Raw genomic sequence first — 14816 nt, forward strand, 5'->3', positions numbered from 1 at the left:
CAAGTTAGCGTGTTGTAATAGAAATAAGCCAGCGATTATCGCTGGCTTTTTTACCACCCGGCTAAGGCGTCGACACGAAATTCGGTGCCATCCAGTTCTAACACCACATCTTGTGGCCGAATTTCTACCACTCTAAGCGCTCCTTGAATGCGATCCCCTTGCTGCAACTCAACCCCATCAACACTTAGCCAGCGATCTTGTGGTTTGGCTGCGTAGATGTGAGCGCTTATATTAAATCTTGGGATCCGATCTTGGAAAGCTTGCGGCAGTTGGCTGGGCTTTGGAATATCGGTGGCCTGTGGGGCGTCTTTGGGAAGCGGGTCTAACTGGGGATCCACCATAGGTTTCTCCAACGCTCGTTCTTTTTCCACATCCGCCAATGCCGCCTCAAGCGCAGCGATGAGCGCTGTTTCATCGTTCACTTGCGGGTTTTGACTAGTACCCACTGACGCTTGATTTGCACTTTGCTGTAGCTGTTGCTGCTGCTGTTCACTCGGCTTAGCCCCCAAAACCAATGAGCCATCGGCCAAGGTGTAGCCGTTGGACTGAGGCGAAACAGGTTCGCTTTGTCTATAAGGTTGCGATTGTTCTACCTGCTCGGCTTGAGTTGGTGGCTGTGGTCTAGACTCCCGCAGCGGTTGTTGCTCCGGCAATGTAACACGTCCGGCTAGACGCACCCTTGGTTGAGGTTGGGGTTGAGGCTGGGGTTGCGCTTGCATTTGTTGTTGGGCGTTCAAGGGTTGACTTGGGCTGTTGCTTTCTTGGATTTTAGGTAAGCCCGAGTGCTCCGCTGCTGACTGCGTAGACGGCTGCATTATCCACCAGGTAACAGCAACGCTGACACCGGCAGTCGTCAATGCCACTGCTGCAATTAACAACCAAAACCCAGTTCGCCTAGGTGTCGCGGTCGGTTGACGTGGCAAGCGGTTGTTACTGCGATCCAGTGCATCTTGTAATATCGACATATTACAAAGTCCCTAAGCGCGGGCCAGTATTACTGACTCGTAAATTAAGGTGAATTAGGGTTTCTCGTCCTGCAATGCCATCGACGATCAAGCCGTTATCTTGTTGAAATGTTTCAACTTGATTAGCCAACTCTTGATCAAATTGCTGGCGCAATTTGGGGGTGGTACCCGCAACACGAGCTAAACTGTCTTCCAACCACTGAACTTGCTTGCCTTGCGAGCCTGGACCTATTGCCTGCAACGGCATTGCCGGCTTGACCCATAAAATCTCAAAAGTCCCGCTGAATCGCTGATCGAACCAAGCCTGTGATACCCAAATCCGTTGTTCAGCGAGTTGCAATAGCAGCTGCTCACCATCAACCGCGATCAGAGCCGCGTAAAAGCGTTGATTTTGTTGCTGCATATAAACCACAGCCGGATAGTCAATGCGAGCAATGGTGCGAAAATTTCCTTGTTGTTGGTAACAGCTTAAACCATTGCGTTTAGCTGATTGGCATGGCGTCAAGCCTTTGTAGAGTGGTTGCTGCCAAAGATCAAATAAGGCTGCGAACGATAAATCAATGTCTTCAGCTTGCTCAATAATGGCCGTTAAATCCGGTTCACTCGGTGTGGTAAGGCTGGTCTGTTGCGGCGGCTGCGTAGCAGCTGGCAACTGAGGCTGTGGGCTAACAACTTGCTTTTTAGGGAAGCGATTTTGCTGATGCTCTTCCGGTAAAAACAGGTCACCATGACGCCACAAAAATGAGGTTATCAGTAACACCAATAATACACCGCTGATGGCCCAGGGTACCCATGATTGAGAGCTTGTCTCAGCAGGCTCCTCTACACCCAATACTTCGACAGCTGCCGCGGCAACCGTTTTCTTATCAATAACGGCCAATTGATTTGCAAAGCCGGCCAGTAACGAGCGTTCTGCTATCAAATTGATTAACCGTGGAACGCCTGATGAGGCTTTATGAAGTGCCTTAATAGCACCGGCATCAAACAGCGGTTGCGCACGCCCGCCCACTTGCAAACGATGCCCCACATAGCTTGCCACCTCTTTCTCGGTTAGTGGCATTAAGTGATAACGGGCCGTAATGCGCTGTGCGAGCTGCCTAAGCTCTTTGCGCCGCAACAGCTGTTGCAGTTCAGGCTGACCAATCAGAATCACCTGTAAGAGTTTTTTGGTATCCGTTTCCAGATTAGTGAGCAATCGCAGTTGCTCTAAGACTTCCGCTCGCAAATGTTGAGCCTCATCGATGATGAGCACCGTATTGCGACCAGCTTGGTGATTGCTACTCAAAAATTCGCTTATGCAATCCGTTAACTGCTTTAAGCTGGGTTGTTGTGGGTACTTGATACCTAGTTCATCGCACAAGGTGGCCAACAATTCCAACTCGGTCAGACTGGGATTAAGAATAAAGGCCGTATCCGTGTTTTCCGGCAACTGTTGTAACAAGGTTCTCGAAACGGTTGTCTTGCCCGTACCGACTTCTCCGGTCAACAAAACAAAACCACCGGTTTCGCCGAGCCCGTAGGTTAAGTGGGTGAGCGCGTCGCGATGACGAGCACTTTGAAAAAGATATTTGGGGTTCGGGGCAATAGAGAATGGTCCTTCCGATAACCCATAAAAAGCCTGATACATGGCGTAGTTAACTCTAAATAAATGACTAAAGATAAAAGTATCCTGCTGATAGGACTATGTCAAAAAACGAGCGCTGATTTGCGCTCAAGCGCACGCCCTGTGTAGACTGACGCTATTCGCCAGAAACAAGGTTTTCCAAGTGCAAGTATATTTAGTCGGTGGCGCCGTAAGAGATCAGTTGCTCGGGCTTCCCAGTAAAGACAATGACTATTTGGTTGTCGGGGCTACCGCCGAACAAATGATCAATCAAGGCTTTCAATCGGTCGGTAAAGACTTCCCTGTTTTTTTACACCCAGAGAGTGGTGAGGAATATGCATTGGCTCGCATCGAGCGTAAGTCAGGCGTCGGCTATACCGGCTTTGACTGCCACTTTGCCCCAGACGTTACGTTAGAACAAGATCTACAGCGTCGCGATCTCACCATAAATGCCATTGCTCAAGATCAAGCGGGAACATTATACGACCCCTTTAATGGCCAACAAGACCTTCAGCTGAAACTGCTTAGGCACGTGTCTCCCGCCTTTAGTGAAGATCCATTGCGTGTATTACGAGTAGCTCGTTTCGCAGCCCGCCTCCATCACTTAGGATTCAGCGTCGCCGACGAGACTCAAACCTTGATGCAATCGATGGTAGCACGGGGAGAATTAAGCCACCTAACCCCTGAGCGAGTTTGGCAGGAACTAGAAGGCGGCTTGCGGGCCCGCTCTCCTCATGTATTTTTTCAAGTATTACGTGATTGCGGTGCGCTGGCTGAAGTGTTGCCCGAGGTAGATAACTTGTTTGGTGTACCACAACCAGAAAAATGGCACCCAGAAATAGACACAGGCATACATACCCTATTGTGTTTGCAAGCTTGTGCCTTGATAACCCAAGACTTGCCGACTCGGTTTGCGGTATTAACTCATGATCTTGGCAAAGCCCTAACACCTTCGTCGAACTGGCCCAAACATCACGGTCATGGCCAGTTAGGATTAAAGCCCATAAAAAAACTGTGCAAGCGGTTACGAGTTCCTAACGATTGTCGCGATTTGGCGTTATTGGTATCGGATCAGCATGGAAATATTCACAAGGTCACGGAGTTAAGACCTGAAACACTGCTGAAAATATTCGACAAAGCCGATTTTTGGAGAAAGCCGCACAGATTAGAGAAGTTGCTGGACGCTTGCCAAGCAGATAGCCAAGGCCGATTGGGATTTGAGCGCATCGAATACGGCCAACGTAGCTACTTAAACCAAGCGTTCGAGTGCGCAAGTGCGGTCTCTGTGCAGGACATCATCGCCGCCGGATACCAAGGTGCCGACATCCGCACCCAGCTCACCCAAAATCGCATCCACGCGCTTAAGCAATACAAAGCTCAGCACCAATAGGGGACGTACCCCCTATTTCCCCCAAAATCGATAGGGGACGTACCCCACTCTCGATAATGCTTAATAATTAAGCGATTATAAGGCTGGGGTACGTCCCCCCGACGGAATTTGCGTGGTGCCGGGGTACGTCCCCTAAGGAATACTAAAAAACGAACACGTACAGTAAAACGATACCAAGCGCTAGCCGGTAAATAACAAATGGCATCATACCCATGCGCTGTATGATCTTCATAAAGAAGTAAATACATACGTAAGCGGCGACAAAACTAATAACCGCTCCCAAAAACAGCTCATGCCAAATGACATCCACTTTAGATTCAACCAGCTTGACCGTCATAAGTGTACCCGCGCCAAGAATGGTAGGAATAGACATTAGAAATGAAAATCGAGCCGCGGCTGTGCGGGTAAGCCCGAGCATAAGGCCTGCGGTAATTGTGATACCGGAACGAGAGGTTCCAGGAACAATGGCGATGGCTTGGGCGATGCCTACAAACAAGGCTTGCTTCCAGCTCAATGACATTTCATCTTGTTGTTGAGGCGGATTGCGATCGGCATACCACAGCAGTAAGCCAAAAATTATGGTGGTCGCTGCAATGACCCAAGGTCCGCGTAAAACAGTGCTGACTAAATCGTTAAGCAATAGCCCTGCAATAACCGCCGGTATGGTTGCTAATATGATCAACCAAGCCAAACGCGACTGAGGGGTGTGCTTTCCCGTCAAAGAGGCAAACCAAGATTGCAGCAACTCCACCACTTCTTTTCTAAAATACCAAATCACTGCGAGTAGGCTTCCTACGTGCAGCGATACATCAAAGGCTAAGCCTTGGTCAGGCCAACCAAGCAGTGCCGACGGCAGAATGAGATGAGCTGACGATGAAATGGGAAGAAATTCAGTAAACCCTTGAACAAGCGCTAATACGATGAGCTGAAACATATCCATGATTAAGTCCTAATTGGTTGGGTCTTTTGGCCACTGAAATTCGATTTTCCAAAGCTTCTGAGCTTTATCGTACTCATTCCATAGCGTTTGATAGTCTTGATTAAGAATCGGGTGCAATTCGAGCGCTGCAATCTCGGCTAATGGCCACAAAACAAAGGCATTCTTTGTAATTTCATCCCGAGGTAACTCTATGGGGTGCTGACAAACGGTATCGCCATAAGTAAGCAAATCCAGATCTAAGGTTCTTGGACTGAATTTTTGCGCTTGCTTAATGCGCCCATTAGCCGCTTCAATGCTTTTAAAACAGGCAACAACTTGCTCGATGCTTCTGTCGGTTTTAGCACCAACCACCATATTCAAGAAATTATCGCCCCTAAAGCCAACTGCTTCGCTTTCAAATACACTCGATAACGTCAACTCTCCAAATTCAGCCGCAAGTGCATCAAGCGCTTGTGTTAGATGATAACGAGCATCAATGTTGCTGCCTAAAGAGATGTATATTTGCTGCGTCATTTACTCCACTGTCCTCTTACGATTTCTACGCCCACTGAATTTACATTAGCAATGGCGGCTAACTTACGGACGCGAACTTTAATGCCTAACACCTTGAACTGCTCCATAACTAAAGCTGCGGTCCGCTCAGCAACCGTTTCAACTAAACCAATTGGTTGCGCCGTAATCATATCGGAAACGGCTTGTGACACCGATGCGTAGCACAAAGCATACTGGTAATCATCAGTGGCGGCCGCTTTAGACTGATCCCAAAGCATTTCCAAGTCCAACAACAGCGTTTGTTTGACTTCTTTTTCCCAATCGAGAATACCGATGATGGTATCCACTCGTAAAGATTCGATGATTACGCGATCCACTGTGCCTCCGCTCTGGTACTTATGTGCTAGGTTAGGGTATCCTAACTAGGGATAGAATTCGCAATGCAAAACCGCATTAAAATAAGTTGCGCGCATCATATCGAGAAACGCACAGGACAACAAACGAAACATGACACCTTTAATAGCGATTGTAATCGTAGCAGCTTATTTGATGGGCTCGCTGTCTGGTGCCATCATCATTTGTCGAATCTACGGCCTTCCGGATCCACGAGCACAGGGCTCTCAAAATCCCGGAGCCACCAATGTGTTAAGACTTGGCGGCCCCTTCCATGCGGTTCAAGTGCTTTTGGTGGATGTACTAAAAGGGACAATTCCAGTATACGGTTCTTATTTTTTAGGAATCGAGCCGGTGTGGTTAGGTATCATTGCTATTGCCGCCTGTCTCGGGCACATTTACCCCATCTTTTTCAACTTCAAAGGCGGTAAAGGCGTAGCAACTGCCTTTGGTGCGGTGGCTCCGATAAGTCCAACATTCGCGTTAATGCTGATTGTGACCTGGATAGTGACCTTTGCAATTTGCCGATATTCATCCCTTGCCGCCATCATCACGTCATTGTTAGCGCCGATTTACAGCCACTTTTTAGATGACCGATTTACCATCCCGATGGCGATGCTCTCAACACTCATCATTGTTCGCCATCGCGCCAACATTACCCGCTTAATGCGGGGTCAAGAGGGAAAGTTCAAGAGGGGAAATTAAAGGGGCGCTAACTCAGTCAGAGGCCAACGCGGCTTGCCTTGCACTGCCAACCCTTCTCTTTCACCCGCTTTCAAACGTTGCAGTCCAGCATAAGCAATCATGGCACCGTTATCGGTACAAAACTCATTACGGGGATAATAAACGCTACCGCCTATGGATTTCATCAGATCTCCAAGCCCTTGTTGCAGGCGCTTGTTAGCTGAAACACCACCCGCGATAACCAAACGCTTATAGCCGGTTTGCTTGAGCGCCCGTTTGCATTTAATTGCAAGCGTGTCCACCACAGCTTGTTCGAACGCTAACGCAATATCGGCGCGAGTTTGGTCCGCATCAACGTCGTCCTTATGAGCGGCAATGGTATTGGCCGCAAACGTTTTTAAACCACTGAAACTAAAATCAAGACCCGGGCGGTCCGTCATTGGACGGGGAAATTTAAAGCGGCCATCCACGCCTTGAGTGGCTAATTGAGCCAGCAAAGGTCCGCCGGGGTAATCAAGCCCCAGTAATTTTGCGGTTTTGTCAAAAGCTTCGCCCGCTGCATCGTCAATCGACTCACCCAACAATTGATATTGTCCAATACCTTCAACGGCCACCAGTTGAGTATGCCCGCCGGAAACCAAGCAAGCTAGGAAAGGAAATTGAGGCGGATTGTCTTCAAGCATGGGAGCTAACAAGTGGCCTTCCATATGATGAACACCGAGGGCGGGCTTATCCCATGCAAATGCTAAAGCTCGACCTACACAGGCCCCCACTAAAACGGCGCCAATAAGGCCAGGTCCTTTTGTGTAAGCAACAGCATCGATATCGTCTGCCGAAAGACCGGCCTGTGTGATGGTTTCATTAATCAAAGGAATAATTTTACGCACATGATCCCGTGACGCGAGTTCTGGAACCACTCCGCCATAATCAGCGTGCAATTTGACCTGACTGTATAGGCTGTGCGCCATCAAACCTTGTTGGTCATCGTAAATAGCAACACCGGTTTCATCACATGAGGTTTCAATACCTAACACTCGCATGAACAGACACTCTCGTTGAAATTAAAGGCCGCAATTCTACTCTGCAATCATAGCTTAAGCTAGTTTTTTAGAACTTGGTTTAACTTTACACTTTACAAAGGCCATAAATTCGGTTTAGAATTCCGCACCATTTTTTGAACCCTGTGTGGCCACTCGTTTGGTCACCTCAACGGATAAAATCCAAGGTAAGGTGAGAGGCATATGCCAATTATCAAAGTACGCGAAAACGAACCATTTGATGTAGCTCTGCGCCGTTTCAAGCGCTCTTGTGAGAAAGCAGGCATCTTGTCTGAAGTTCGTCGTCGTGAACACTACGAAAAACCAACTACTGCTCGTAAGCGCGCTAAAGCAGCTGCTGCTAAGCGTCACTTGAAGAAGTTGGCTCGCGAAAACGCTCGTCGCGTTCGCTTATACTAATTCCTTATGTCGACTTTAGCTCAACTTAAAGAAGAACAGAAAGTTGCCATGCGCGCAAAAGATAAAGCGCGCTTGGGAACCATACGTTTAGCATTAGCCGCTGTTAAGCAGATCGAAGTGGATACCCGCCAAGAGCTGTCTGAAAGCGACGTTATTGCTGTGCTCACCAAAATGGTTAAGCAACGTAAAGATTCTATCAGCCAATACGAGGCCGCTGGCCGTCAAGAGTTGGCCGACGTCGAAGCTGCAGAAATTGAAGTATTGAAAACCTTCTTACCTCAAGCTCTATCGCAGCAAGAAATCGATGCTTTAGTGGATGCCGCTATCAGTGATTCTGGAGCAACCGGCATGCAAGATATGGGCAAAGTGATGGGAATTTTGAAACCTCAAGTACAAGGTCGTGCAGACATGGGTGCCCTATCCGGCATCATTCGTTCGCGACTTGCTTAAGATTTCAACTGCCAGACACATTCAAGCCGAGCTCATGCTCGGCTTGCTTGTTTTTGTGTTTCAATAACGACGGCGACTAAAACGGTTTTTCTCTGTTTCAATATGGGTTAAGCTATTTCTCCGCTCAATATTCAGCTTGGACATCGATGCCGATAGCAAGGGATTTTATTAATGACCTGTTGGCCAGAACCGATATCGTGTCTCTGGTGGATAGCCGCGTCACTTTAAAAAAGGCGGGTAAAAATTACTCCGCATGTTGCCCTTTCCACGGCGAGAAAACCCCCAGCTTCACCGTCAGCCAAGACAAGCAGTTTTATCACTGTTTCGGCTGTGGCGCTCATGGCAATGCCATCGATTTTTTGATGGAATATGACCGTTTAGATTTCCCTGATGCCATTGAAGAGTTAGCAGGGTTACATGGCCTTGAAGTCATCCGCGAAGAAGGGTCACAAGCCCCTAGAACGCCTCGTCCCTCCCAAGATTTATACGAACTGATGGAATCAGCTGGGCGATACTATCAAGCGCAACTTCGTCATCATGCCGATCGTCAAAAAGTCATCGATTATCTTAAGCAGCGTGGGCTCTCCCCCGAGGTGGTAAAAGCTTTTCGAATCGGTTTCGCGCCGGATGCCTGGGATGGCATCATGTCTCAGTTTAAGCAAGTGCCCACTGACATCGATAAGTTGGTCGAGACCGGAGTGCTTATTGAAAACGATCAAGGGCGTCGATACGACCGCTTTCGCGACCGTTTAATGTTCCCCATTCGCGATCGTCGAGGCCGAGTGGTTGGGTTTGGAGGTCGTGTGCTGGGCGACGGCACCCCGAAATACCTCAACTCACCAGAAACACCTATCTTCCATAAAGGGCAAGAGCTTTATGGGCTCTACGAGCTTAAACAAGCCATTCGTTCCCCTGAGCAAGTGCTGATCGTTGAAGGGTATATGGACGTGGTCGCCTTAGCCCAATTTGGTATCGACTACGCGGTAGCGTCGCTTGGCACCAGCACAACCGCTGAGCAAATGCAGCTTTTGCAGCGAACAGCCAACACCGTGGTTTGTTGCTACGACGGCGATAGAGCTGGACGTGAAGCCGCTTGGCGAGCAATGGAAACCGCGTTGCCGCAACTTAGGCCTGGCGATCAACTTAAATTTATGTTTTTACCCGACGGTGAAGATCCCGATACCTTTGTGCGCAAGCACGGCAAAGAGGCCTTCGAAGCACAAGTTCAGCAGGCCACACCGCTTCACCAATTTTTATTTGAAGGCTTATCCCAAACCCATCGAGTAGAAGACGGTAGTTTAGCCAAACAGGCTCTAGGCTTGATCGAAAAAGTCAAAGATACCGTTCTTCAAGAAACCCTATTAGAAGCTTTGGCCTATCGTTTGCGCCTCAACTCAGCCGCTGAACTTAAGCGTAAGTTTGGCTTTAGCCAAGCGCCTAAAGCAACCGAGCAACAAGGGCTAAAGGGGCGCGGTACGCCATTAAGATTGGCCATCGCACTGTTAATTCAAACGCCTTCACTAGGCTATGGCATGAAATTGCAACCTGTGCTGTCTCATTTGCAAATGCCTGGCGTACAATTGCTCGCGGATTTATTGGATAAAACTCGAGAGCGGCAATTATCAAGCGGGCAATTGCTAGAACTGTATCGAGACACTGAGCATTGGAAAGCGTTAACGCGGTTAGCTCAATGGGAACACCAAATCGCACAGAAAAACATGGTGGCCGATTTTAAACGAGCGTTGTATTGGCTTAATAATCAATACTTAGAGCAGCGTTATCAGCAATTAAGCGCTAAGACCGAGTTAACCTCAGTAGAAAAAAGGCAGTTAGCAGCATTGATTGCTAAAATGAAGCAAAATCAGACCTAAGTATGAAAAACTACATAGGTATTTTTTTGAAATAAATAATGGACAAGCGCATCGCTTGCACTAGTAAGTGAGCACTAAAATGTCTATAATTGTTGGTTTGCGCAGCACCCTCGGTGCTGCTTGTTGTATGTAAATTCCTAATTGGATGGTATCTATGGATCAAACTCCGCAGTCGCAATTTAAGTTGTTGCTGGCAAAAGGTAAAGAGCAAGGTTATTTGACCTACGCTCAAGTAAATGATCACCTCCCTGCTGATATGGTTGATTCTGACCAGATCGAAGATATTATTCAGATGATCAACGACATGGGTATCCAAGTGTTTGAAGAAGCACCGGACAACGATACTCTAATGATGTCTGAAGACGCTACCGACGAAGACGCGGTAGAAGCTGCGGCTCAAGCACTGGCTACGGTAGAAAGTGAATTAGGACGTACCACGGATCCTGTTCGCATGTACATGCGTGAGATGGGTACTGTTGAATTGCTGACGCGCGAAGGTGAGATTGGTATTGCCAAGCGCATCGAAGAGGGCATTAATTCTGTCCAAACTTCTGTAGCGGAATATCCTGCGGCAATTTCCTACATCCTTGATCAATACGACAAGTACGAAGCCGAAGAGATGAGACTCTCGGACATTATCACCGGTTTTGTCGACCCTAACGATGATGGCAGCGTAGCCCCAACAGCTACCCATGTCGGCTCAGCGTTGTCTGAAGAGGAATTAGAAGACGAAGACGACGACAATGATGAAGAGAGCGAAGAAGAGGAAGACAAAGGTCCCGATCCTGAGCTTGCTAAAGAGCGCTTCGACGCCCTTCGCGCCGCCTATGAAGCTGCACAAAAAGTCATTGAAAAGAAAGGTCGTGCTCACGCAGACTCTAAGAAGGCTATCAAGAAGATAACCGAAGAATTCCAAGACTTCCGCCTAATTCCAAAACAGTTCGATGCCATTGTTTCAAGCATGCGAACTATGATGGAAAGGGTTCGTACCCAAGAGCGTCTAATTCTGAAAATGGCGGTTGAACAGGCATACATGCCTAAGAAAACCTTCGTTAAGGTATTCCCAGGCAATGAAACCAGCAGCAACTGGTTAGAAAAAGAAATGGCTTCCGGCAAACCTCACGCGGAAGGGTTGCGCATGCTGGAACATGACCTAGAACGTTGCCGCGCCAAGTTGGTTGCCGTTGAGCAAGAAACCGGTTTGGTTATTTCCAACATTAAAGACATCAATCGCCGTATGTCTATCGGCGAAGCAAAAGCTCGTCGCGCTAAAAAGGAAATGGTTGAAGCGAACTTGCGTTTGGTGATCTCGATTGCGAAGAAATACACCAACCGCGGCTTACAATTCTTGGATCTCATTCAGGAAGGTAACATCGGTCTTATGAAAGCCGTTGATAAGTTTGAATATCGCCGTGGTTACAAGTTTTCTACCTATGCAACTTGGTGGATCCGACAAGCAATCACTCGTTCGATTGCCGACCAAGCTCGAACCATTCGTATTCCGGTTCACATGATTGAAACCATCAATAAACTGAACCGTATCTCTCGCCAAATGCTGCAAGAGATGGGACGCGAACCGACGCCGGAAGAGTTAGCAGAGCGCATGTTGATGCCAGAAGACAAAATCCGCAAAGTGCTGAAAATCGCCAAAGAGCCTATCTCAATGGAGACGCCCATCGGTGACGATGAAGATTCGCATTTAGGTGATTTTATTGAGGACACCACTTTAGAGTTGCCTGTAGAATCGGCCACTGGAGAGAGCCTCAAGAACGCGACCCACGAAGTGCTAGCCGGCTTAACTGCTCGTGAAGCTAAGGTGTTGCGCATGCGCTTTGGGATCGACATGAATACCGACCACACCCTAGAAGAGGTGGGCAAGCAATTCGACGTAACCCGGGAGCGTATTCGTCAAATCGAAGCGAAGGCATTACGCAAATTGCGACACCCGAGCCGTTCAGAGATTCTAAAGTCATTCCTAGATGAATAACCGAATCCTCTAGCTTGTTAAAAAGCCTCGCAAATGCGAGGCTTTTTTGATCCTCAAAGCCCTTTATTACGGCATGCGAACCCCGTCTTGTGATCAACTGAAAATAATCTCAAAAAAGTTGATATTGATCACTCTTGACTGCTCATTTTTTGACTAGTATTAAACCAGCACTTTGTGTGCGGTTATAACAATATGCAGGAAGTAAGGAAGATTCTAATGGTCAAATCCAAGAGCAATTTAGCTAAAATTCTGTTATCAGTAATAATGGCTGCAAGCATTGCCGCTTGTGGCAGTGACGGCAAAGACGGAGCCCAAGGGCCTCAAGGTCCCGAAGGCCCTCAAGGTCCTGAGGGCCCCCCAGGAGCGGGTGGCGGTAATGTTGTAACCACAGTTGAACGTTTTAGTGACGCGAGTTTTGATCTCGACCCCGCCGACGTAATGATTGCGCCAGATACAGAATTTGGCATTACCTTTAACATGATGGGCAAAAACATGAGCGGTTCCGATTTACCATTTTCGGGGCTCAACTTGGTGTCAATTTATTACGCCCATGTTAAAGATAACGACACTGACTTTGGCTCAGCCAAGCAGTGGGTTCCTCACCAAACCTTATATTGTCAGCCCGGAGGTGGCACAGTCACCATTCGCGGTACCAAGCATGACGCGTGTACTTTAACCGAATCGGAAGAGATGCCCGGCACCTACATGGGTACTTGGGAGCATGACGGTCCTGCGCCGATTATTATGGACGGTGTTGACCAAGATCTAACCCATCGACTGTTTTTTAGAGCGTATAACGTTACCGACTCTATGGGTAATGCCATCTCTGAGAAGGTACTATCGAAGCGCTTTGACTTTCAGCCGTCCTCCGGCGATATGGTCGATGACACCGGCAAAGATACCGTAATGGATGCAGCCTGTATTGCTTGTCATGGCGATAACGATGGCACCATCGCGCAAATCCATGCCCATCGTAACTATCAATCGACCGAAGCCTGTGTTGCTTGTCATAATCCAGCACTGAAAGCCAGCGACGATGCGTTTGCCGCGGGTTGGGAATTTGACCTGCCAGCGATGATTCATGGCATTCACGGCAATAATGGTAAGGTGTTGTCCGAATCAATTGGCTACCCTGCCGAACTAAAGGATTGTACTACCTGCCATACTAACGAGGCCGACAGCTGGCAAACACCGTTTGCCGAAGCCTGTGTAGCGTGTCATATCAGTACCAATCCATTTACTGGTGAGAATCACGGTAATAACATTCAGGTAGCCAACGATAGCACCTGTTCGAGCTGTCACGGCAGTGGTGGTCTTAGCCCAGTTGAAGCGCATCGTATCGGCGACAGAGCCGAGTCGGAAAAAGCGTTAATGCTGGACATTCAAAAAGTGAGCGCCGATGTGGCGGCAAAATCCATTACGGTCGAAGCGGCAATGATGGTAAATGGTGCAGCGCCGGCTGATGACTTCGACTTAACGCCATACATGTCGAATCCAGGCCGAGGTATTAACTGGGGCCAAGTAATGGCAAACGGCGATATTATGCGCTCAGGGCAGACGTTAAACGTCATTACCAATGCAAATAACAACGTTACTGCCACGCTTTCCGGTGGTGTGTTAACGGTCACGCGTACCGGCCTTAGTGATGCGGCAGTTGCTATGTTAACTGATGGTAATCTCTACCTAATGTCGGAAGTACAAGTGTGTGCAACCGACGGCATGTTGGTGACCTGTGCCGACAATCCAGGTCGAACCGTTGCCAATACCGCAGCTACCGTTTATTGGAATCTAGCCAATGCCGATGGTAGTGGTGCCTTAATGTCTCGCTGGGAAGATGACATGCGCAGTACGGTAACCGAAGCAACCTGTAACTCGTGTCATGAAAACCTTACCCATGTGAAAGGCTCTCACGGTGTTACTCGTTTCAATCAATGTATGGATTGTCACAACAATACCTGGGCGGGTTCTAAACATTCGGATGTTAAATACAAAGACGCCGACGGTAATGAGGTTGTACAAGCGGTTAAATTCTACAACCGTGATTTGTCGACCGTCGCTCACCGCTTCCATAATGGCCAGTGGGATTCTCCAGGAGCTGTGTATCGTGAAACGGACGGCTCATCAAGCAGCCTAATGGGCTACCCAAGTCCTGAGAACGACTGTACCGCATGTCATACGTCGTTCAATCTGTTTAATGACAATGGTGATTTGGCATCAGGTAAGGGCGCAATAGCCGCAAGCGATAACACCTCAACTTACTACATATCGCCCATTGCGGAAGCTTGTCGAAACTGTCACGTATCCGCGTCTGCACAAGCCCACTTCTCGTCCAATGGCGCGGTGTTGTTTGAAGACATGAACACGGATCCTAACATTGCCACTGAATCTTGTGCAGTGTGTCATGCACAAGGCAAAACCTATGGTGTCGATGTGGTTCACAATAAGTAACTAACCTAGTAATCGAATAAAGCCCTGCAAAGCAGGGCTTTTTTTTGTGTGCACCAACTTGCATTTAACGCGCTGGTTACTTAGGATCCGTGCTCAATAATACCGATAAAATAATCCCATCTCCAAGGACAATGAC

13 protein-coding genes are annotated in these 14816 nt (G+C 48.2%); 7 read left to right on the forward strand and 6 right to left on the reverse strand.

The window, feature by feature from the left end; genetic code table 11:
* Nucleotides 1-50: 50 nt before the first annotated feature.
* Together CLC91_RS04380 and CLC91_RS04385 are read right to left on the reverse strand one after the other, a co-directional pair.
* On the reverse strand, nucleotides 51-965 hold the full coding sequence (locus tag CLC91_RS04380; protein WP_095500055.1) for a general secretion pathway protein GspB: 915 nt from the start codon (nucleotides 963-965) through the stop codon (nucleotides 51-53).
* Between the two features lies 1 nt (nucleotide 966).
* Entirely contained in the window at nucleotides 967-2592 is a 1626-nt protein-coding gene (locus CLC91_RS04385) for an ExeA family protein (protein WP_095500056.1), read from the reverse strand.
* A 139-nt stretch (nucleotides 2593-2731) separates the two neighbouring features.
* On the opposite strand from CLC91_RS04385, the gene CLC91_RS04390 reads away from it, so the two are divergent.
* Entirely contained in the window at nucleotides 2732-3958 is a 1227-nt protein-coding gene (locus CLC91_RS04390) for a multifunctional CCA addition/repair protein (RefSeq protein WP_095498016.1), read from the forward strand.
* Nucleotides 3959-4100: 142 nt separating this feature from the next.
* Here the strand turns inward: CLC91_RS04390 and CLC91_RS04395 are convergent, their stop codons facing one another.
* Genes CLC91_RS04395 through folB form a run of 3 tightly spaced genes read right to left on the reverse strand, consistent with a single transcriptional unit; the run spans nucleotide 4101 to nucleotide 5767 of the window.
* Nucleotides 4101-4898, reverse strand: a complete 798-nt coding sequence (locus tag CLC91_RS04395; RefSeq protein ID WP_095498015.1) for an undecaprenyl-diphosphate phosphatase — start codon at nucleotides 4896-4898, stop codon at nucleotides 4101-4103.
* A 9-nt stretch (nucleotides 4899-4907) separates the two neighbouring features.
* Entirely contained in the window at nucleotides 4908-5411 is a 504-nt protein-coding gene (gene folK / locus CLC91_RS04400) for a 2-amino-4-hydroxy-6-hydroxymethyldihydropteridine diphosphokinase (protein ID WP_095498014.1), read from the reverse strand.
* The gene (gene folB / locus CLC91_RS04405) at nucleotides 5408-5767 is read right to left on the reverse strand and encodes a dihydroneopterin aldolase (protein ID WP_095498013.1); all 360 of its coding nucleotides are present in this window, start codon (nucleotides 5765-5767) and stop codon (nucleotides 5408-5410) included. Before folB ends, folK begins: the two co-directional genes overlap by 4 nt.
* 130 nt (nucleotides 5768-5897) lie before the next feature.
* On the opposite strand from folB, the gene plsY reads away from it, so the two are divergent.
* On the forward strand, nucleotides 5898-6488 hold the full coding sequence (gene plsY, locus CLC91_RS04410) for a glycerol-3-phosphate 1-O-acyltransferase PlsY (RefSeq protein ID WP_095498012.1): 591 nt from the start codon (nucleotides 5898-5900) through the stop codon (nucleotides 6486-6488).
* Here plsY and tsaD read toward each other — a convergent pair.
* The gene (tsaD, locus tag CLC91_RS04415) at nucleotides 6485-7507 is read right to left on the reverse strand and encodes a tRNA (adenosine(37)-N6)-threonylcarbamoyltransferase complex transferase subunit TsaD (protein ID WP_095498011.1); all 1023 of its coding nucleotides are present in this window, start codon (nucleotides 7505-7507) and stop codon (nucleotides 6485-6487) included. The genes plsY and tsaD overlap by 4 nt on opposite strands.
* A gap of 201 nt (nucleotides 7508-7708) precedes the next feature.
* Between tsaD and rpsU the strand changes: the two genes are divergently transcribed.
* From rpsU to CLC91_RS04440, 5 genes are all read left to right on the forward strand, one after another.
* A complete protein-coding gene (gene rpsU, locus CLC91_RS04420; RefSeq protein WP_095498010.1) occupies nucleotides 7709-7924 on the forward strand; it encodes a 30S ribosomal protein S21 in 216 nt (71 codons plus the stop codon).
* A 6-nt stretch (nucleotides 7925-7930) separates the two neighbouring features.
* Nucleotides 7931-8374 carry a GatB/YqeY domain-containing protein gene (locus CLC91_RS04425; protein WP_095498009.1) on the forward strand — a complete coding sequence of 148 codons (444 nt, stop codon included), beginning with the start codon at nucleotides 7931-7933 and terminating at the stop codon, nucleotides 8372-8374.
* 146 nt (nucleotides 8375-8520) lie between these two features.
* Nucleotides 8521-10245, forward strand: coding sequence for a DNA primase (dnaG, locus tag CLC91_RS04430; protein ID WP_095498008.1), 1725 nt, complete (start codon nucleotides 8521-8523; stop codon nucleotides 10243-10245).
* A gap of 154 nt (nucleotides 10246-10399) precedes the next feature.
* Nucleotides 10400-12232 carry an RNA polymerase sigma factor RpoD gene (gene rpoD / locus CLC91_RS04435; RefSeq protein ID WP_095498007.1) on the forward strand — a complete coding sequence of 611 codons (1833 nt, stop codon included), beginning with the start codon at nucleotides 10400-10402 and terminating at the stop codon, nucleotides 12230-12232.
* Nucleotides 12233-12448: 216 nt separating this feature from the next.
* Nucleotides 12449-14680 (forward strand): OmcA/MtrC family decaheme c-type cytochrome, encoded by a 2232-nt coding sequence (locus tag CLC91_RS04440; protein WP_158220694.1) that lies wholly within the window; start codon nucleotides 12449-12451, stop codon nucleotides 14678-14680.
* The last annotated feature ends 136 nt before the right edge of the window (nucleotides 14681-14816 follow it).

It is taken from the genome of Paraferrimonas haliotis, assembly GCF_002282895.1.
Classification (GTDB): domain Bacteria; phylum Pseudomonadota; class Gammaproteobacteria; order Enterobacterales; family Shewanellaceae; genus Paraferrimonas; species Paraferrimonas haliotis.